This is a genomic window from Pseudomonas siliginis (assembly GCF_024072275.1).
Taxonomy (GTDB): Bacteria; Pseudomonadota; Gammaproteobacteria; order Pseudomonadales; family Pseudomonadaceae; genus Aquipseudomonas; species Aquipseudomonas siliginis.
In genome coordinates this window covers 3,214,357-3,234,009 of record NZ_CP099598.1, presented here as the reverse complement: position 1 = coordinate 3,234,009, position 19,653 = coordinate 3,214,357, and the positions used below count along the sequence as shown (strand labels likewise).

The 19,653-nt window shown below is 57.4% G+C and carries 15 protein-coding genes and 1 pseudogene; 6 read left to right on the top strand and 10 right to left on the bottom strand.

What is annotated here, in order from left to right; all coding sequences use genetic code 11:
- Positions 1–35: 35 nt before the first annotated feature.
- The 3 genes from NF676_RS14845 to NF676_RS14835 all read right to left on the bottom strand — a co-directional run bounded on the left by NF676_RS14845 (position 36) and on the right by NF676_RS14835 (position 3,009).
- Positions 36–1,055, bottom strand: a complete 1,020-nt coding sequence (locus NF676_RS14845; RefSeq protein ID WP_056789679.1) for a sugar kinase — start codon at positions 1,053–1,055, stop codon at positions 36–38.
- Positions 1,048–1,830, bottom strand: coding sequence for a sugar phosphate isomerase/epimerase family protein (locus tag NF676_RS14840; RefSeq protein WP_150740936.1), 783 nt, complete (start codon positions 1,828–1,830; stop codon positions 1,048–1,050). Before NF676_RS14840 ends, NF676_RS14845 begins: the two co-directional genes overlap by 8 nt.
- 150 nt (positions 1,831–1,980) lie before the next feature.
- On the bottom strand, positions 1,981–3,009 hold the full coding sequence (locus NF676_RS14835; RefSeq protein WP_290128308.1) for a LacI family DNA-binding transcriptional regulator: 1,029 nt from the start codon (positions 3,007–3,009) through the stop codon (positions 1,981–1,983).
- A gap of 237 nt (positions 3,010–3,246) precedes the next feature.
- Here NF676_RS14835 and NF676_RS14830 point away from each other — a divergent pair, with 237 nt between their 5' ends.
- The 3 genes from NF676_RS14830 (at position 3,247) to NF676_RS14820 (ending at position 8,973) form a co-directional block, all read left to right on the top strand.
- A complete protein-coding gene (locus NF676_RS14830) occupies positions 3,247–4,092 on the top strand; it encodes a hypothetical protein (protein ID WP_252886297.1) in 846 nt (281 codons plus the stop codon).
- Between the two features lie 105 nt (positions 4,093–4,197).
- Positions 4,198–6,282 carry a hypothetical protein gene (locus NF676_RS14825; RefSeq protein WP_056789691.1) on the top strand — a complete coding sequence of 695 codons (2,085 nt, stop codon included), beginning with the start codon at positions 4,198–4,200 and terminating at the stop codon, positions 6,280–6,282.
- A 249-nt stretch (positions 6,283–6,531) separates the two neighbouring features.
- A complete protein-coding gene (locus NF676_RS14820) occupies positions 6,532–8,973 on the top strand; it encodes an autotransporter outer membrane beta-barrel domain-containing protein (RefSeq protein ID WP_252886296.1) in 2,442 nt (813 codons plus the stop codon).
- 50 nt (positions 8,974–9,023) lie between these two features.
- On the opposite strand, the gene NF676_RS14815 is transcribed toward NF676_RS14820, so the two are convergent.
- The 4 genes from NF676_RS14815 to NF676_RS14800 all read right to left on the bottom strand — a co-directional run bounded on the left by NF676_RS14815 (position 9,024) and on the right by NF676_RS14800 (position 14,794).
- Positions 9,024–9,533, bottom strand: a complete 510-nt coding sequence (locus NF676_RS14815; RefSeq protein ID WP_252886295.1) for a hypothetical protein — start codon at positions 9,531–9,533, stop codon at positions 9,024–9,026.
- 167 nt (positions 9,534–9,700) lie between these two features.
- Entirely contained in the window at positions 9,701–10,342 is a 642-nt protein-coding gene (locus NF676_RS14810) for a DUF1345 domain-containing protein (protein WP_252886294.1), read from the bottom strand.
- Between the two features lie 180 nt (positions 10,343–10,522).
- On the bottom strand, positions 10,523–13,621 hold the full coding sequence (locus NF676_RS14805) for a multidrug efflux RND transporter permease subunit (RefSeq protein WP_252886293.1): 3,099 nt from the start codon (positions 13,619–13,621) through the stop codon (positions 10,523–10,525).
- A 15-nt stretch (positions 13,622–13,636) separates the two neighbouring features.
- Positions 13,637–14,794 carry an efflux RND transporter periplasmic adaptor subunit gene (locus NF676_RS14800; protein WP_252867688.1) on the bottom strand — a complete coding sequence of 386 codons (1,158 nt, stop codon included), beginning with the start codon at positions 14,792–14,794 and terminating at the stop codon, positions 13,637–13,639.
- A gap of 253 nt (positions 14,795–15,047) precedes the next feature.
- On the opposite strand from NF676_RS14800, the gene NF676_RS14795 reads away from it, so the two are divergent.
- Both NF676_RS14795 and NF676_RS14790 read left to right on the top strand, forming a co-directional pair.
- A complete protein-coding gene (locus NF676_RS14795) occupies positions 15,048–15,749 on the top strand; it encodes a response regulator (RefSeq protein WP_016774890.1) in 702 nt (233 codons plus the stop codon).
- Between the two features lie 4 nt (positions 15,750–15,753).
- Positions 15,754–17,055: an ATP-binding protein gene (locus NF676_RS14790; protein WP_252886292.1), complete on the top strand. Its 1,302-nt coding sequence runs from the start codon at positions 15,754–15,756 to the stop codon at positions 17,053–17,055.
- A 15-nt stretch (positions 17,056–17,070) separates the two neighbouring features.
- Here NF676_RS14790 and NF676_RS14785 read toward each other — a convergent pair whose 3' ends face one another.
- Positions 17,071–17,250, bottom strand: a complete 180-nt coding sequence (locus NF676_RS14785) for a hypothetical protein (RefSeq protein WP_016774888.1) — start codon at positions 17,248–17,250, stop codon at positions 17,071–17,073.
- 286 nt (positions 17,251–17,536) lie between these two features.
- Between NF676_RS14785 and ilvA the strand changes: the two are divergent.
- A pseudogene (gene ilvA, locus NF676_RS14780) lies at positions 17,537–18,526 on the top strand (threonine ammonia-lyase, biosynthetic); the annotation flags it as partial.
- A gap of 30 nt (positions 18,527–18,556) precedes the next feature.
- Here the strand turns inward: ilvA and NF676_RS14775 are convergent.
- Both NF676_RS14775 and eco read right to left on the bottom strand, forming a co-directional pair.
- On the bottom strand, positions 18,557–18,862 hold the full coding sequence (locus NF676_RS14775; protein WP_056789713.1) for an NIPSNAP family protein: 306 nt from the start codon (positions 18,860–18,862) through the stop codon (positions 18,557–18,559).
- Positions 18,863–18,876: 14 nt separating this feature from the next.
- A complete protein-coding gene (gene eco, locus NF676_RS14770; RefSeq protein ID WP_252886291.1) occupies positions 18,877–19,362 on the bottom strand; it encodes a serine protease inhibitor ecotin in 486 nt (161 codons plus the stop codon).
- Between the last annotated feature and the right edge of the window lie 291 nt (positions 19,363–19,653).

The following is a 19,653-nucleotide window of genomic DNA, read 5'->3' as shown; positions in this document are numbered from 1 at the left end:
GTTTTTGTCGCAGCAGGTTCATTGATTTGCGGTGATCAGGCGGGCCTCTTCGCGAGCAGGCTCGCTCCCACAGAGGATTGCATTCCAAATGTGGGAGCGAGCCTGCTCGCGAAGGCGGATTCAAATTCAACCGATAACTCTTGGCGAGTCGGCAACCCCTCCATGTCGCCACGACTCTGCACCGCGCGACTGCCAATCCAGTTCGCCCGCTGCACGGCCTCGGCAAAACTCTGGTGCTCGAGCAGGGCGCTGATCATGCCGACCGCAAAGCCATCTCCGGCACCCACGGTATCGACCACGTTGCTCACCGGCACGCCGGCAACGAAGCCCTGATCCAGCTGCGTGCGGTAGTAAGCACCCGCAGGCCCGAGCTTGATCGCCACGGCCTCGGCGCCCTGATCCAGATAGAACGCAGCAATGTCGGCCGGGTCGTCGAAACCGGTGAGCAAGCGACCTTCACTCAACCCCGGCAGGACCCAGTGGGCAAGGGCGGCGAGGCGGTTGATCTGGCGGATCATCTCGCCCTCGCTGGCCCACAGGCTCGGGCGCAGATTCGGGTCGAATGACACGCTGCGCCCGGCGTTGCGCATCCGGGTCATCAGCTCGAAGGACATTTCCCGGCTGGAGCCTGACAGCGCCGGCGGAATACCGGTGGCGTGCAAATGGCGGGCGCTCAGCAGGTTGTCGCTGATGGAGTTCGGCGACAAATGACTGGCCGCCGAACCGCGCCGGAAATATTCGACCTGCGGGTCGCTGCCATCGTCGTTGCGCGATTTGAACTGGAAACCCGTTGGCTGGTTTTTATCGACTTCGACGTGGCTGCAATCCAGACCTTCCTTGATCAGCGTCTCGACCACAAAGCGTCCGAGTGAATCGTTACCCACCCGGCTCAGCCACGCGACGTTGAAACCCAGGCGCGACAAGCCGATCGCGACGTTGCTGTCGGCCCCGGCAATCCGTTTGTGAAACTGCTCGACCTTGGCCAGATCGCCGGTCTGCTCGGCGACGAGCATTGCCATGGTTTCACCGAAAGAAAGAATATCGATCTCAGACATGAGCTGGCTCCAGGCGCGATTGACCGAGGCGGGCGAGGGCGGCGACGTGTTCGCGGGTCAGTTGCACCAGGTCATCGCCTTGCAGCGGGTATTCGGCGGCGCGCATAACGCCTTGGTCCATGTGCCGCAGCAGTTGTTCCCACAGATGCAGATCGCTGATGGCCGGCGGTACGGCGATCAGTTTGCCGTCGGCGCGGCGCGCAACGGCTTTGCAATGCACATAACCGACGTGACGGCCGAGCGCGCGTGCGGCGCTGGCGGCGGACTGGTCCTGCCAGTGCCAGTTGCCAATGTCGAAGGTCATCTTGATCGGCAGGTTGTACTGCTCGACGGCGGCAAAGAAACGCTGGAACGGCTCGATACGTCCGCCGTGCAAGGTCTGGTCGTTCTCCACCAGCAGTTGCACCGGGCTTTGCTTGAGTCGCTCGGCCAGTGCCTGCAAGTCAGAGTTGTCGGTGAAATAACCGAGGGACACTTTCAGCCATTTCGAGCCAAATGCCTGGGCCTGCTGCAGCGCGGTAATCAGTTCGGGATTTGGCTGCGCTTGCCCTGCGAGCCAGAGTTCGGTGGGTGAGGAATAAATGCTTTGCAGGCCCTGCGCCTGGGTAGCCTGAGCCAGTTGCGCCGGGTCTTCACGGGTCAGCAGCTCTTCACGCCACTCGATGCGATTCGCCCCGGCTGCCGCGAGGATGTCGATAAAACAATCCTGCCCACGCTGGCGCACGAGCTCGGCGCCGTAGCTGGACAGACTGATGGAAACGGCTGGTTTATTCATTGTTATTGACCTCTGAAACCGGTTTCATTTTTGTTCAAAAAAAATCAGGCGATTCTGTAGTGTTTTTGCAGGCCCTTTGGCGAGCAGGCTCGTCCCCACATTTGCAACACGGTCACCTGTGGGAGCGAGCCCGCTCGCGAAAGCGCCAGATCAGACGCCGGCAATCCCTCGGGTCGAACCCCGCTCAATCAGCACCGGCGCAAAATCCACAATTCGCGCCACCTCATCATCCCCGCGCAAGCGCTTGAGCAGACACTCAAACGCCCGCGCGCCTATCTCTTGCGTCGGCTGTGCCAGCGCGGTAATCCCGCTGCCCACCAGCGGATACCAATCCAGATCATCCAGGGCAAGCAGCCCGACATCCTCGAACAAGCGCACACCGAGTGCGCGCAACGCGTGAGTCGCCGCCAACGCCGCCACGCCATTGGCGCAAAACAGTGCTTTCGGGCCATCACCGGGTGTGTTTAAAAAGGTTTGAAGTTGCGCGTTCAGATCATCACCGGTTTCCAGCACCGCCCCAGTCAGGGTCGAGCGCTGAGCAATCTGCGCCTGAAAACTGCTGACCCGTTCGATCCGCGAACTGGTGCCGTCAAATGGTTCGGTGACCAGCAATAAATCCCGATATCCGCGCTGCTCAAGGTGCGCGAGCGCCATCTCTACTGCTTGCGAGTTGTTCAACCCGACCATGTCGCTGTCGAGCCCGTCGACCTTGCGATCCACCAACACCATAGGCATCTCGCGGCGCAGCTCGTGCAATTCGTCACGGTGATGGCCCAGCGTGTTCACGATCAGCCCTTCGATGTTGTACGAGCGCAACAGCGCCAGATGCTGGCGTTCCTGCTCATCATCGCGATCGGTGTTGCACACCACCAGGCTGTAGCCGTGCGCACGGCAGGCGGTTTCCACCCCGTGCATCACGGCAATCGAATAGGGGTTACGGATATCGGCGACGAGCATGCCGATCAGCCGAGTGCGCCCGCGTTTCAGGCCGCGGGCCATTTGGTTGGGGCGGTAACCGAGTTCATCAATCGCCTGCTCGATGCGCCGGGCAATGGCATCGGAGAGCAGCGCGCGGTCGTCGCCAATGAAGCGCGAGACGCTGGCCTTGGATACACCAGCGCGTTCGGCAACATCAAGCATGGTCACGCGGCTGCGCTGGGCGGCGGAGAAGTCGTTCAATGGGTCAGACCTTATTTTTGAAATGTAGCGTTTTAACGGCATGGATACCGCTGAAACCGGTTTCAGAAGACACTATCTGACCGTGAGCCGTCAACCTTCAAATGCAGCGGAAGCAGTCACGGCAAAATGGATTTCCGACAAACGGTTGCTTTACCTGTCAGATCTGACAGTAGGCATCTTTCCAATACCAGCGCTTAATTTCTTTCAGGCCTAGATGACCAGCCAGTGAGAAATTCCATGCCGATCGAAACGCCGATTACCTCCAGCGATCCATTGAATCCCGGCGTGCTTCTGAGCCTGCCACGAGTGGAAGGCGTCGATCCGCTTGACCCGGCCGGAACATTGCCGCCGGACGCAAAACAGGTGGGCATCGTTTGTATTATTGACCGCTGGCCGAACTTTCCTGTTTCAGGCGTGAATAAAGATCGTGTTGAAATTTTCATTGTTGGTAACCCTGATTTCGTCGCCTTTGGCGAGTATGGGGCCGCGGACGATGCGCCGGAGTTTCGTATTCCAGTAGCTCCCGAGAAACTTCCGGATGTGGCTACGTTTGAGCTTTTCTACACAGTACGTTCGATCAACCCTACTACGTCACCTTCACGACGCCTGACTTTTGCGATAGTTAAGCCGCCGCAACTTTTGAAGGAGGTTACTTTTCCCGATGCGGATGCCTGGGGATATATCGGATGTTACAAGAACCATCCCGACGATCCGGAAGCCTTGTTTATCTGGGAAGGGGTACGTATCGAAATTCCTTTCGATGACTTGTTTCAGCTTGCGGATGTCCTCAGCCTGGATTGGCAGGCATGGGATTCTTTAAACGGGTCGGGAAACCCTTTGACACAGGTGTTTAACTTTACTGAGGTTGTGACAGATGTTGTGACCAAGGAGCCAGTCAAGATCGTAATCAGACCATTTGCTTCACATATAGAACCCATGGAGGAAAACGATTCGGCCTTAGTTAATTACCAACTATTGCGCGACGGTGTACCTATCTTTCGCTCGTTTACCGGGCTGGTGAAGGTAGACAGGAAAATTCCGGGAGAAAGCAAGTATTGCTCGGATGCAAGTTGGATGAAGTGATCAGGCCGCAACAGTAGCAGCGATATTACGACTGCAGTTGGCGACATTCGCCATTGTCGAAGATGCATGGATCAAAAAACATTTTCTACGCAATGGAGAAGGCACATGACAAGTATTCAAACTGCGGAGTCAGGCACACCCTTGGGCGTTCTGGTCGCACCTACCCCCGAATTGCCAGACGGGCGCGGCACGAACAAGGACATCATTCCGATAGCTGCGATACCTGTGGGCGCCGCGCTGACACTTATGGTCAAGACCAATGTGTGGTCGAATCCTAACAGCAGAGATCAGATCGCCCTTGACGTTACGCGAACCCAGCCTCCTGCCAATCCGCTGCCGACAGACTTCACGCGGTTAAACAGGGTAAACCTCGGCGACGTGGCCAGCCGTCCTGTAGATTTTCCGATCACAGTGCCTACCGAATTTCTGGGTGAGGATGCAACCCCGGTGGGGCCGACGCCGATCTGGGTGCGTAGCGTGCTGTATGAGCGGGGGCTCAACCCGCTGACCGGTCCGGTGATGAAGTTTTTTATCGACCGTACTGGTGCCTGGCAAGCGAAACCTGCACAAACAGGTACAAATCCAGGACAGGTTCCAGGCGCCAGAACAATTCCGCCAGCCACCTTTCCAAATGCCCCCGGGGATCTGGATGACACATGGGCGGGTCAGCCAGGTAACGAAGGGGGATTGCAGGTACAAATTGATACCGGCTACGCCAACGTTCAGCCTGATGACACGTTGACCCTGTACGTGGCAGGTACACGTACCAACCCTCCGCAGGTGCCCCCTTTTTTCAACGGACCGATGCCCACCGATGGCAAGCTGTCCATCCCGACCGCAGAGCTACGCAAGGTAACGAGCGGCCGGGCCTTCATCTGGTTCATCATTACTGACGCTGCTGGCAACCAGAGCGCATGGGGCGTGTATTTCAAAAACGTGCGTTTTCTGCCACTGCCCAAACTGGGCGTCATTACCGTCCCGGCAAACGAAGATGGTCTGATCGATTTAAAAGATGCGCGTGCAGGTGTGAAGGTAAAAGTCAGCCGGTTGGTAGATACAATCGGCACCGACGTAGTGAGCCTGACATACGGCGCTCAACCAGCCCAGGATCTGCCATTCAACGCACTCACGGAGCTGGAGTTCACCATTCCTTGGTCGAGTCTGAGCAAACAATACTTTGATAACCAGACGGGTACGAATTTTGAATTGGACGTGGTCGTCAAAGCTGACTTGATGCGTGGCGGCTTATCCATCGACGACGGATCAACAACTGTCAAAACAGATTTCTCGACGCATCCGCCTTATACCGTCGACCCGACGACCCCGCCCCCTGAAGTTAATCCCGAATTCCGGAAACTGATCGTCCGCGGACAGCCACCTGTCACGGATAACTTACTGGGCCCTCAGGATGTCGATCAGACAGCCAAGGCTCACATCGATGTCTCGCCTGTCACCGCCGGGACGTCGTTTCCCGATCCCGAACCGGGCGATCTGGTTACCCTGAAGTATCTTGGGGATCAAGGCGAAATTATCGTTAATTCCATTCAAATGACTCAGTCGAATATCAATAATGTCGTTCAGATAGATTTGCCATATACCGTTGTCGGTCCGGGTGGTATCGGGCTTAAAGAGGCTTGGTGGACATATGAAAACCCCGCCCGGAATAATACTCAAGACTCGGCAAAGGAGACGGTAACTGTCAATACTGTAGTCATCGTTCTCGATAAGCCAGAATTCCAACGCCCACCTACAGATGGCACCGAAGACCCATACATTATTTGCGAGAGCTTGACGGGGGATGATCACGTTGCGACGTTCAAGATCAAACCTAATGATCATTTCACCGATGGGATGAATATCACATTCAATTGGCAAGGCTGGCATGACGATAAATACACCATAGACGCACCGCCGGATACGGTTTTTTCCGATACTCGTGCGATCACTTCGCTCGAGTTAACGGAGGGGATGCTTTGGGAAGTGCCATACGCACCTTTTATTCGTAATCTTCCTCGTCCACCTGCTACCACGCCTGATCCGACCGACTTTTACGCAGGTTATGTCAAAATCTGGTATTCGACGCCAATTGTAACCACGTCAGAAGTTCAGGAAATGATTGTCTACCTGCTCAATGCTGACTTCTTGTACTGCGAATCGGAACCGGGCTGGGATCCTGCGCCTGCTCCATAAACGGCATTCGCGATCATTGCATTGCCGGAGAGCCAACCTCTTCAGGCAATGCAATTTAATTGGGGAAGCAAGAAATAGCTCGAAATGTCGCGAGTGGGCGATTAAGCCCACCTACTAAGAGGATTAGTCCTACAGAGAAAGTCCAGACTAGCAGGTATTCTCCGGCGTCGCCTACAAAGGTCGTCTGATGGAATATGTACGTCTGAACCGTCCTTCTTCCGTCCCGATAAACCTCAACGAGAAGTGTATATGACGTTTGAAAATAGCTTGGGACCGACAGTTTTGAAACTCACTGGCACGCTCTCTTGTGCAGCATTACTGATCGCAATATCCGAGACGGCCTTTTCCCGAAATCTCAATCCTGGTGAAGTCGAAACCGTATCCGTCGGTGCTACGCCAGAAGCCTGGTTCATCCCTGCCACTGCCACGCTTAACGTCAATGGCGGTGATACGCTGAACATCGTTGTCGGCGGTGGGACGTTAAACGCGATTTCCGCCAGCACTTCACAGATTGAAGCCTCAGCAGACGCCCGAGTGTCTCTGGACGCGGCAACGGTGACGGCTAGCAATTTCGACACTGCGCTGAGCTTGACCGACAGCTCGGCAGTGGTATCCGGCAGTACGCTGTCCAGCGATGGCAGAGCAATGTCGCTTGCGCGCGACCTGAATATACCCGTTGGCTCAACAGCGACCGTCACTGGCAGTACGTTGACAGGCGGTTTTTCGGGTGCAGCGGTGACATCCCTCAGTACGTTGAATCTGGTGGACAGCCGGGTTGAAGGGACCGACGCAGACGGTGTTGGCCTCGAACTTTACGGCGGCAACGCCAACATCAGTGCAGCCAGCGAGGTCATCGGAGAACTGGATGGGATCATCTTTGGCGAGGATACTGTCCTGAACCCGAGCGATGTCACCGCACAGAGTGTACTGAAGATTGATGGGTCAACCGTGCAGGGCCGCACCGGCGCAGCGATCAAAGTCGATTTTGCGACGCCGGACGATCAACCGGTATTGATCGAGATAGCTAACCGTTCGAATCTGATCGGCGGCAACGGTAATATCCTCGAGGTCATGGATGGCGCAGCAGCGCGCTTTCAAATCGACGACAGCCAGTTGACCGGCAATGTAGCGGTTGCTGACGGCGGGACCGCCGCGGTTTTCTTGCAAAACAATGCCAGCCTTGACGGCGATTTGACCAACGTCGATTCTGTTTCGCTCGATACCCGAAGCATACTCACCGGTAACATTCAGGGCTCCGGGACTGGCGTCGTGATGCTGGATAACGACTCGATCCTGCACGGTTCGGTTACCGGCGTCAGTGCTATGTCCATCGGGCGTGGCGCTGAATGGAACCTGGTTGGCAGCAATTCGTTATCGAATCTCGAAATGCAGGGCGGGAATGTGAGATTCGGCACGCCCGCCGAGTTCGTCCGCCTGGATGTTGCCAACCTGTCAGGCAACGGCCGGTTTTTTTTGGATGCTGACGTGTCCACCGGTGAAACGGACTTTCTCAATGTCACGGAATCAGCCAGTGGCCGTCACGAGCTGGTAGTTGGTGCAAGCGCCAGCGAACCTGTCACCGGTGCACCGCTTCAAGTGGCTAACATCGCTGGCGGGGATGCTGAGTTCGATCTGAGAAACGGTCAGGTTGATCGTGGTGCTTTGGCGTACAAACTGGTGCGAGAGGGCGAAGGTATTTTCCTGCGGCCTGATGGGACAACGCCGAGCACTGGTTCACAAACAGCATTGGCAATTGCCGGTACCGCTCCTACTGTTATCTATTCGGAAATGACCACTCTCAATACCCGCCTCGGCGACCGTCGCATGGCCGGCACTCAGCCCCGATCGCGATCGATTGCGTCACTGGACTCAGATAATCAGAACGCGACCAGCGGCCTGTGGATACGCACTCATGCCAATCAGTACAACGTCAAGAATGCCTACGGTGATGGTTATAAACAAAATCAGACTGGCGTCTCATTGGGGGTGGACACGCCACTACCGATAGGTGATGGCCAATGGTTGATCGGGGTTTTTGGTGGCTACAGCACCACTCGCCTTAACCTGGCCCGCGGCAGCGCCGGCACGATCAACAGCACCTATGGCGGGATGTATCTGTCCTGGTATGACGAAACGACCGGGTATTACGTGGATACCGTTGGCAAAATCAACCGTTTCAGTAATGACGTCAAAGTCACCTTGAGCGATGACACTCGAACAAAGGGTGACTTCGATAATCTCGGCATCAGTGGAACCGTCGAAGTAGGTAAGCATATAGTCTTTAACCGAGGTTACTTCATCGAGCCCTCTGCTCAGGTTGGTGTTGCGACGGTAAAAGGCAAGGACTACAAGTTGGACAACGGACTGCAGGTAGACAGCAACGAGACCCGCTCATTGCTCGGCAAGGTCGGAATGACCGTTGGTCGCGAGGTGGTGCTGAACAATGGCGGAAAATTGCAACCCAGGCTGCACGCGGCGTTAAGTCATGAATTCGTCAACAATAATCGTGTCAGCGTGAATGACACTGGATTCAACAACGATTTGTCCAGCACCAGCCTCGAACTGACCGGGGGCCTCAATTGGGTTCCGGCCAATAACAAATGGCAACTGTATGGCGAGATAGGGACCAGCAGGGGCAGCAAAGCTGACCAGGAGCTAGGAGGGAGTGTCGGGCTGAGCTTCAGTTTCTGATTGCATCAGCATTAAAAAAAGGAAGCCTCGCAGCTTCCTTTTTGTCGTAGTCAGTAAGCGTTTTTTCTCTTGCTCAGGTCTGCGTTAGCGACAAACTCCCCAGTGATCGGAAACTCTTCGTTGCCGCTCTCTCCACCATGGTCATATGTGCCGGACCAAGTGCCACTCAGGGTTTTTTCAATGTCGTCATATTTCAATGTCAGGCTCCCGCTCACAGAGACGTGCAGATCACCCGTCGCAGGATTGGAATAGTAGGTACTTCTGACATCATCGCTATCTTTGGAGAGTTCATAGGTCAACGATTGGGGTTTAAAAGGGAACACAAACTCAAGCGTACGCGTCACACCATCCTTAGTGTGTCCAGCTGTCAGAACGTAACGCAGGCCTTCCGGGTAGGGCTTCGGCCCGAAGGAAGGTACAGAGGTAGATCGAAACTCCATGAATTGAGGGATTTTGACAAACCTGTAGTTTGGGTTGGCATCGCCGTTGATAGTGGCTGACAAATAGGTCGGCGCTAAAACCGGAGAGATCGTCGTGTAGGCTCGGGCTGCATAGCTCATGAGTTTTATCTCCATACAATATGGTTGGGGACATCCAAAGACTGACCCGTCCTACTTCTGGATGTTGTATGGAAGCGTGAATACAGTACGCCTGTAAACTGTCAGTGTTGACAGTTTACAGGCGTACGTTTTTGTGAGCTTTGAACTGCCAGAACAAGCCGTGTTTTTCAGCCGAACAATCCTGCTGCAATGTTGATCGAGAACCCGAGGATCGCCGTATTGAACACAAAACCGATCAACGACTGCGCCAGCACAATCTTTCGAATATTCCGCGTTGCAACACCCACATCCGAAGTCTGCACAGCCACGCCGATGGTGAACGAGAAGTACAGAAAATCCCAGTAATTGGGGGTGGTCAGTCCTTCAGCAAAACGCAGCGCCGGCTCTTTGCCGTCCCAGGTGTAAAACAATCTGGCGTAGTGCACACAGAAGATCACACCTATCAGCAGCCATGATCCGGTCACTGTCAGCGCTGTGAACCCGTAGTGCATGAGTTTGCGTGAGGTTTCCAGGTCTTTGCTGCCGGCCAGTTCAAGGGTGATGGTGGCGAGACTGGCCAACGCGGCAATGCACACCACAAACAGCACCAGCCCGGCGTTCTCGTCTTCGACTTCGGCGATGCGTCGCACGTCCGGGGCCTTGGCGCGTATGGTCAGCCAGAACATCAGGATCAGGTAAGTCCAGACACCGAGGTTCCAGCCAATGAGGATTTTGCTGACGATGGAATCGGCCGGGACCAACAGGCCGGTGGCGAGGCCGAGCAGAGCGGCGGCGGAGAGGCGAGGGTGGGTGCGGGCGAGGAAGGGCATGAAAGCTCGGTAGGCGAGGGAGGTTTCACCACCTTAGCCCAGCGATGACAGATGTGGCCACTGCGCATGATGTTGGCCAATCCTTGTGGGAGCGAGCCTGCTCGCGAAGACGTCAGCATATTCAACATTAGTGTTGGCAGACCGGACGCATTCGCGAGCAGGCTCGCTCCCACAGTTTGATCAGCGTTGTTTGGTGAATCGCTGTACGAGCTTCATGACCACGACGAAAAACACTGGCACGAAGATTACTGCCAGTGTCGCGGTGATCATCCCGCCAATCACACCTGTGCCGATCGCTTGCTGACTTGCCGAGCTCGCGCCAGTTGCAATCGCGAGCGGCACCACACCGAGAATGAACGCCAGCGATGTCATCACGATCGGCCGCAGACGCAAACGCGCGGCCTGCAACGTCGCATCGATCAGATCGTGACCTTCGTCATACAAGCTCTTGGCGAACTCGATGATCAGGATCGCGTTTTTCGCCGACAGACCAATGATGGTGATCAGTCCGACCTTGAAGAACACGTCGTTGGGCATGCCGCGCAGTGTCACGGCGAGTACCGCGCCGAGCACACCAAGCGGGACAACGAGCAATACAGAGGTCGGAATCGACCAGCTCTCGTACAGCGCCGCCAGACACAGGAATACCACCAGTAGCGACAGGCCCAGCAGAATCGGCGCCTGATTGCCGGACAGGCGTTCCTGCAACGACAAACCGGTCCACTCTTGACCCAGACCTTTCGGCCCCAGCGCAACCAGTCGTTCGATTTCCGCCATGGCCTCGCCGGTACTGTGCCCAGGTGACGGTTCACCAGATATCGCGATCGCTGGATAGCCGTTGTAACGAGTCAACTGCGCCGGGCCTTGAATCCAGTTGGCCTGAACGAAGGCCGACAGCGGCACCATGTTCCCGGCGTTGTTGCGCACATGCATTTTCAGCAAATCATCCACCTGACTGCGCTGATCACCTTCGGCTTGCACGACCACCCGCTGCATGCGGCCCTGATTGGGGAAGTCATTGATGTAGCTCGAACCCACGGCAGTGGACAGCACGTTGCCAATGTCGGCGAACGATACGCCCAAGGCATTCGCCTGCTTGCGGTCGACGATCAGCTGCACCTGCGGTGCTTCGGCCAGTGCGCTTTCACGGACGTTCATCAATACCGGACTTTTCTCGGCGGCGGCGAGCAGTTCCGTACGCGCCTGCATCAACGTCGCATGGCCCAGACCACCGCGATCCTGCAAGCGGAACTCGAAACCGCTGGACGTGCCAAGGCCATCCACCGGCGGCGGCAGCACCGAGAAGGCCATGGCGTCCTTGATCTGGCTCAGCGCCGCGTTGGCGCGATCGGCGATCGAGCTGGCAGCATCGTCACTGCCACGTTCCGACCAATCCTTGAGCGTCGAAAACGCCAGCGCTGCGTTCTGCCCGCTACCGGAGAAACTGAAACCCAGGATCACCACACTGTCACTGATTCCCGGCTCACCGGCGTTGTGCGCTTCGAGCTGTTCGGCCACTTGTACAGTACGGTTCTTCGTTGCGCCGGGTGGCAGCTGAATATCGGTGATGGTGTAGCCCTGATCCTCGGTCGGCAGAAACGAGGAGGGCAGGCGCGCAAAACAGATTCCGAGTCCAATCAGCAGGACCACGTAGATCATCAGGTAGCGACCCGTACGCTTGAGCGCATAGCCGACCCAACCCTGATAACGGTCGGTCAATTGCTCAAATCGGCGATTGAACCAGCCGAAAAATCCGGACTTCTCGTGATGCTCGCCTTTGCCGACAGGCTTGAGCAAGGTCGCGCACAATGCCGGGGTCAACGTCAGAGCAAGGAACGCCGAGAATAGAATCGAGGTGGCCATGGACAGCGAGAACTGTTGGTAGATCACCCCGACCGAACCCTGCATGAACGCCATCGGAATAAACACCGCGACCAGCACCAGAGTAATGCCGATGATCGCCCCGGTGATCTGCGTCATCGCCTTGCGCGTGGCTTCCTTGGGCGACAGGCCCTCGCTGGCCATGATGCGCTCGACGTTCTCCACCACGACGATGGCGTCATCCACCAGAATGCCGATGGCCAGCACCATGCCGAACATGGTCAGCACGTTGATCGAGAACCCCAGCGCCAGCATGGTCGCGAAAGTGCCCATCAACGCCACCGGCACCACCAGTGTCGGGATCAGCGTGTAGCGCACGTTTTGCAGGAACAGGAACATCACTGCAAATACCAGCAGCATCGCTTCGCCGAGGGTGTAGATCACTTTGGTAATCGAGACTTTGACGAATGGCGAAGTGTCGTAAGGAATCTTGTATTCCACGCCAGCCGGGAAGTAGCGCGCCAGTTCGTCCATTTTCGCCCGCACCAGTGTCGCGGTGTTCAGCGCGTTGGCGCCTGGAGAAAGCTGCACGCCAACGGCGGTGGACGGCTTGCCGTTCAGGCGTGTACCGAACTGATATTCCTGACTGCCGATCTCCACTCGCGCGACATCACCGATGCGCACCGTGGAGCCATCGCGATTGGCCTTGAGCACGATGTCGGCGAATTCCTGCGGAGTCAACAATTGGCCTTTGACCAGAATTGTCGCGGTGATTTCCTGCGTCGAAGGTGACGGCAGATCACCGATGCTACCTGCCGAAACCTGGGCGTTCTGCGCAACAATGGCGTCGTTGACATCGGCCGGCGTCAGGTTGAACGCGATGAGCTTCTGCGGATCGATCCAGATGCGCATAGCCCGCTCGGCACCATACAACTGCGCCTTGCCGACACCGTCCAGACGCTTTATCTCGTTCATCACGTTGCGCGCCAGATAATCGCTGAGCGCCACGTCATCGAGCTTGCCGTCGCTGGAGGTCAAAGTGATCAGCAAGAGGAAACCGGAAGAGACCTTCTCCACCTGCAATCCCTGCTGATTGACCGCTTGCGGCAGGCGCGACTCGACCACCTTGAGGCGGTTTTGCACATCGACCTGCGCCAGCTCGGGATTGGTGCCCGGCTGAAAGGTTGCCTTGATCGTCGCGCTGCCCAGGCTGCTCTGCGATTCGAAATAGAGCAAGTGATCGGCGCCGTTGAGCTCTTCCTCGATCAGGCTGACCACGCTTTCATCGACGGTTTGCGCCGAGGCGCCAGGGTAGACGGCGTAAATCTCGATTTGCGGCGGGGCGACGTCGGGGTATTGCGCCACCGGCAACTGCGGAATGGCCAGCGCACCGGCCAACAGAATGAACAGGGCGACCACCCAGGCGAACACCGGGCGGTCGATAAAGAACTGCGGCATATAGAAGCGTCCTGCTTACTGACCAGTGGTCTGGGCAAGTGGAAGTGGGGTTTCGTCGATCTGCACCTTTTCCCCGGGACGGGCGTGTTGCAGGCCTTCGATGACAACACGGTCGCCGGGCTTCAGGCCGCCGGTGACGATCCAGCGATTGTTCTGCACCGCACCCAGTTGCACCGGTTGCTGCGCCACGCGCATCTGTTCATCGACAGTCAGCACCTGGGCAATGCCGGCACTGTCACGCTGCACCGCGCGTTGCGGTACGGTGATGCCGTTCTGGATGGTTGCCTGCTCAAGGCGTACGCGGATGAAGCTGCCCGGCAGCAAGTCGAGATCCGGATTGGGAAACTCGCTGCGCACAATGATCTGCCCGGTGCCGGGATCGACCGTGATGTCGCTGAACAGCAGCTTGCCGGGCAACGGATACACGCTACCGTCATCCTGAATCAGCGTGGCCTTCGCTTGATCCTGACCGACTTCCTGCAACTGCCCGGAGCGCAATGCCCGGCGCAGTTCATTGAGCTCGCGGGTCGACTGGGTGAGGTCGGCATGGATCGGGTTGAGTTGCTGAATCAACGCAAGCGGCGTGGTTTCGTTCTGCCCGACCAGCGCACCCTCGGTGACCAAGGCGCGACCGATACGGCCGGAAATCGGCGCGGTCACGGTGGCATAACCGAGGTTCAGTTTTGCCCGTTCCAGCGCTGCTTTGCTGGCCGCGACATCAGCGGCGGTCTGCCGGGCAGCGGCGCGGGCGTTGTCGTAGTCCTGACCGCTGATGGCCTGATCCTCGATCAACTGCGCATAGCGTTGTTCTTGCAATCTGGCCTGAAAGGCGTTGGCCTCGGCTTTGCGCAGCGCGGCTTCGGCACTGTCCAGATCCGCCTTGAAGGGTGCCGGGTCGATGCGGAACAGCACATCGCCTTTTTTCACGTCACTGCCTTCGCGGTAGGTGCGTTGCAACACTACGCCGGCCACTCGCGCACGCACTTCGGCAATCCGTGGCGCGGCGATGCGGCCGCTCAGTTCGCTGCTGATCGACAATGGCTGGGTTTTGATGGTCTCGATGCGCACCGTAGCCGGCGGCGTCTGCTCTTCGGCGTTCGAGGATGAGTCACAGGCGCTCAGCGTCAGCGCCAATGCGATCAGGCCGAGCCCGGCCAGCAGTTTTCCAGACATGTACAACCCCCAATATTGAAGGCCGCATCCTACGGCCAGACGGGGAGGTTAGCGGTGAAGCTTTGTAGCTGCTGTGTGAAATTGTGTAAGGGTTTTGCTCGGTGGTGCGCGAGGGCGTATATCCTGCAGGCCTTGAAATTTATTGCGACAGTTCGATCGCTTTCGCGAGCAGGCTCGCTCCCACAGGAGATCGCATTTCAATGTGCGAGCGAATGAGTCCCGACTGTCGCCACAGCATTCTCTGGAACACCCCATGCCCAACATTCTCCTGGTCGAAGACGACACCGCCCTCGCCGAACTGATTTCCAGCTACCTGGAGCGCAACGGTTATTCCGTCAGCGTCATCGGCCGTGGCGACCATGTGCGCGAGCGGGCGCGGATCAGTCCGCCGGATCTGGTGATCCTCGACCTCATGCTGCCGGGCCTCGACGGCTTGCAGGTGTGCCGTTTGCTGCGTGCCGATTCGGCGACACTGCCGATCCTCATGCTCACGGCCCGCGATGACAGTCATGATCAGGTACTGGGCCTGGAAATGGGCGCTGACGACTACGTCACCAAACCCTGCGAGCCACGAGTGCTGCTGGCGCGAGTGCGCACGTTGTTGCGGCGCAGCAGCCTCGGCGAACCGCTGGCGGTCAACGATCGGATCGTCATGGGCAATCTGTGCATCGATCTGTCCGAGCGCACCGTGACCTGGCGTGATCAAGCGGTTGAACTGTCCAGCGGCGAATACAATTTGCTGGTGGTGCTGGCCCGGCATGCCGGCGAAGTGCTGAGTCGCGATCAGATTCTTCAGCGGCTGCGCGGTATTGAATTCAATGGCACTGACCGCTCGGTGGACGTGGCGATTTCCAAGCTGCGGCGCAAATTCGATGATCACGCCGGCGAGGCGCGCAAGATCAAGACCGTGTGGGGCAAGGGCTATCTGTTCAGCCGCTCCGAGTGGGAATGCTGAGCTGATGTTTCGCATTCTGTTTCGCCTGTATCTGGTGACAATCGTCTCCTATAGTGCGGCGATCTATCTGGTGCCGGATCTGGTGGTCATGGCCTTTCGGGACCGCTTCGTCACCTACAACCTGGAGTTCTCCCGAGGTCTGCAATCGCTGATCACCAAGCAGTTTCATGCTGCGCCGCAAGAGCAATGGCCGGCGATTGCGGCGGCGATGGACAAGGAATTCCAGCCGCTGCACATCGTCCTGACGCCAATCGACGACCCGGTGTTCACGCCCATCGAGCAGGAACGTTTGCACCGTGGTGAGAACGTGGTGCGCATCGGCGATTGGGGCTGGCGAACGCTGGCGGTGACTCCGCTGAATGCGGACATAGCCGTGCGTATGGTCGTACCGCCGGATCCTGTCGACGTCGATCTGTTGTACTGGAGCATCAACGTGCTGATCGGCGCCATGTTGCTCGGCTGCCTGCTGCTCTGGTTGCGCCCGCACTGGCGCGATCTTGAACGTTTGAAAGGCACCGCCGAACGCTTCGGCAAAGGCCACTTGAGCGAGCGAACCAGAATTGCCCCTAGTTCGAACATCGGCAGTCTCGCCAATGTGTTCGACACTATGGCCGGCGATATTGAAAACCTGCTCAACCAGCAGCGCGATCTGCTTAACGCTGTTTCCCATGAGCTGCGTACGCCGTTGACGCGTCTGGATTTCGGCCTGGCGCTGGCGTTGTCCGAAGACTTGCCAGCCGCCAGTCGCGAGCGTTTGCAGAGCCTGGTTGCGCATATTCGTGAACTGGATGAACTGGTGCTGGAGTTGCTTTCCTACAGCCGCTTGCAGAATCCGGCGCAATTGCCCGAGCGCATCGAGGTGTCGCTGGACGAGTTCATCGACAGCATTCTCGGCAGCGTCGATGAGGAACTGGAGTCGCCAGACATCGTGATTGACGTTCTGCTGCACGGTCAACTCGAACGCTTCGCGCTGGATCCGCGCCTGACCGCCCGGGCTATCCAGAACCTGTTGCGCAATGCCATGCGCTATTGCGAAAAGCGCATTCAGATCGGTGTGCAGGTCATTGCCGGAGGGTGTGAGATATGGGTCGACGATGATGGTATCGGCATTCCCGACGATGAGCGCGAGCGGATTTTCGAACCGTTCTACAGGCTCGACCGCAGCCGTGATCGCGCGACGGGTGGGTTCGGCCTCGGTTTGGCGATAAGCCGCCGAGCGCTGGAAGCGCAGGGCGGCACACTTACCGTTGAGAGTTCGCCGCTGGGTGGGGCGCGATTCAGGCTGTGGTTGCCGGCCACGGCCTGAACCGTATGACGAATTTCAGGGCTGCGTTGTGCCGCTGGTCTGCAACACACATTGCTGGGTTTTACTGTCCCACACCTGGCCTTTCGGACATTCGGGCTTTTTCACGGCGTCGCTTTCATCGACAGCGAATACAGCAGGGCTGGACAGGGCGGCGACCAGCAGCGGGACGGCGAATAGCGCTTGGCGGATATTCATGGTCAATCTCCACTTTCATCGGCTTGGAGCGGAAGTTGTTGTGCTCTTTTGCAGTGACTGTTCAGTCATTAGGAAGATTCAAAGTTCTGCAGCGGGCCATTGACTTGTCATCCGCTGGCAGGCTAATTTCCAGCCCATGACTTTCACCGTATCGCGCTGCCAGCCAAGCATTATTACCGCCATTCCTCATTTGGCGGGCTAGCTCACGGCTGCAGCACCCAACCCGCCCTAGAGGCGGGTTTTTACTTTCTGTCTCCGGGGTTCTGAAAAATGTCAGGAGACGACCATGCCGCACAGCCCCGACCAGCAAGCCCTGCTTGAGCATTACGTGAAAAAGATCCTGGCCGCACCGGTGTACGACATTGCGGTGCGTACGCCGTTGCAGCTTGCGCCGGCGTTGTCGGAAACATTGGGCAATCGGGTCCTGCTCAAGCGCGAAGATCTGCAACCGACGTTCTCTTTCAAGATCCGTGGTGCTTACAACAAACTCGTGCAACTGAGCGATGAGCAGCGAGCGCGGGGAGTGATCACTGCATCGGCGGGTAATCACGCGCAGGGTGTAGCGCTGGCGGCACGGGAATTGGGCATTGCCGCGACGATCGTCATGCCGTCTACCACCCCTGAGCTCAAGGTGCTCGGCGTGCGCAGTCGCGGTGCCGACGCATTGCTGCATGGCGAGAGTTTCCCCTTTGCTCTGGCCCATGCGTTGCATTTGGCCGAACAGACCGGATGCACGTTCGTTTCACCATTCGATGATCCTGACGTGATCGCCGGACAAGGCACGGTGGCAATGGAAATCCTGCGCCAGCATCAAGGCGCGCTGGACGCCATCTTCATTCCGGTCGGGGGCGGAGGTTTGATCGCCGGTATCGCGGCCTACGTCAAATACCTGCGCCCGGAAGTGCGGATCATCGGCGTCGAATCCGAACATTCGGCGTGCCTGCAAGCGGCTTTAAATGCGGACGAGCGGGTGGTTCTACCTAGCGTCGGCACCTTCGCCGACGGCGTAGCGGTTGCGCAGATTGGCGCGTATGGCTTTGAGGTTTGCCGCTTCTGCGTAGATGAAGTGATCACGGTCAGCAATGACGAACTCTGCGCCGCGATCAAGAATATCTACGACGATACCCGTTCGATCACTGAACCTTCGGGTGCGCTGGCTGTTGCGGGGATCAAGCAGTACGTGGCGCGCAGTGGGGTTCGCGATCAGACATTCGTCGCCATCGACTCCGGGGCCAACATCAACTTCGACAGCCTGCGCCATGTCGCCGAACGCGCCGCTGCTTGCGGCGTGCCGGCGTGATGTCGATCAGGGCAGCAGCGGGCGCAGAAACGTGCGCTCGTAACTGACGATGAATTTCTTCTCGACCAGATCGGCAACCAGTGCGGTGCTTTCCGGGTCTGTCATTGCAATATGTCGATAGCTTTCGTAATCGGCCAGCGATGGGAAACTGAACAGGCAATAAGCAATGTTGCTCGCGCCCTCCGAGGGGAGGAAGTAGCCGTGGTGGGTGCCGCCCAAGCGCTCAACGATGTCGAGCCACGCTTTGGCATAGGCTTCGAAAGCGGGTAACTGGTAAGGATCGATCACATATCTGACGTGGCAAGTAATCAAGGGCTGGGCTCCGGTTATTCCTGCAGGGCGGTGCCGACTTTGTCCGACGCCGACCAGATGCGATAGCGCACTTCGACGTCCGAAGGGGCGTACACCACGACTGGCAGCTTGCTGTTGTAGCGCAACATGAAGCCATCGCCGACGACCGGAACGAAAGCGCGCTTTTTCTGGCTGCCAGGCGGGCAGGCCATCATCGTGCTCATCGGGCCGATGACTTTTTCCAGGCGATAGAACGGATAGCTCCAGCCTTGCAGATTCTTTTCATCGAGCACACCGCCCAGACGCTGGCGATTGCAATCCACTTCGAGGGTTTTGCCGGCGAGAATTTCAACCTGGAAATTCTCTTCCTGCTCTTGCTTGGGCAGATGGATGACTTGTCGGGTAAACCCGGCTTCGGCTTTGGGGTACGGCGCGACGTCTTCGAGCTTGGCGGCGTGGGCGAGGGTGGAAAGGTTGGCGATCAACAGGCCGGTGATCGCGCAAACGCTTAAGGAATTCATGGAGGCCTCCGTGCGGGTTGAATTGCAATGGGAGACATTCTTGCCGTCATAGCCTTCGAAAGCAAATTTGCCCGGAGATTGCAGATTGCAGGGGACGGGTGGTCGATTCATGCAATTTGCAAATAGCAGGATACTGGCCACATTTCCAAGTGCTTGATTTTGAAGGGAGCAAAACGAACCGATCAAAGGCACGTTTTATGCGTTCTTTTGGTGAGGCGCACAGGATTTGGGCGCCTACACTCCAATGGGCATTTCGCAGTACCACCACTTGCCGCACCAGGGAAACAGCGG

Coding starts and splice junctions, on each gene's coding strand:
- NF676_RS14845 (WP_056789679.1), bottom strand. CDS start 1,055: ATGTCTGAGATCGATATTCTTTCTTTCGGTGAAACCATGGCAATGCTC.
- NF676_RS14840 (WP_150740936.1), bottom strand. CDS start 1,830: ATGAATAAACCAGCCGTTTCCATCAGTCTGTCCAGCTACGGCGCCGAG.
- NF676_RS14830 (WP_252886297.1), top strand. CDS start 3,247: ATGCCGATCGAAACGCCGATTACCTCCAGCGATCCATTGAATCCCGGC.
- NF676_RS14825 (WP_056789691.1), top strand. CDS start 4,198: ATGACAAGTATTCAAACTGCGGAGTCAGGCACACCCTTGGGCGTTCTG.
- NF676_RS14820 (WP_252886296.1), top strand. CDS start 6,532: ATGACGTTTGAAAATAGCTTGGGACCGACAGTTTTGAAACTCACTGGC.
- NF676_RS14815 (WP_252886295.1), bottom strand. CDS start 9,533: ATGAGCTATGCAGCCCGAGCCTACACGACGATCTCTCCGGTTTTAGCG.
- NF676_RS14810 (WP_252886294.1), bottom strand. CDS start 10,342: ATGCCCTTCCTCGCCCGCACCCACCCTCGCCTCTCCGCCGCCGCTCTG.
- NF676_RS14805 (WP_252886293.1), bottom strand. CDS start 13,621: ATGCCGCAGTTCTTTATCGACCGCCCGGTGTTCGCCTGGGTGGTCGCC.
- NF676_RS14800 (WP_252867688.1), bottom strand. CDS start 14,794: ATGTCTGGAAAACTGCTGGCCGGGCTCGGCCTGATCGCATTGGCGCTG.
- NF676_RS14795 (WP_016774890.1), top strand. CDS start 15,048: ATGCCCAACATTCTCCTGGTCGAAGACGACACCGCCCTCGCCGAACTG.
- NF676_RS14790 (WP_252886292.1), top strand. CDS start 15,754: ATGTTTCGCATTCTGTTTCGCCTGTATCTGGTGACAATCGTCTCCTAT.
- NF676_RS14785 (WP_016774888.1), bottom strand. CDS start 17,250: ATGAATATCCGCCAAGCGCTATTCGCCGTCCCGCTGCTGGTCGCCGCC.
- eco (WP_252886291.1), bottom strand. CDS start 19,362: ATGAATTCCTTAAGCGTTTGCGCGATCACCGGCCTGTTGATCGCCAAC.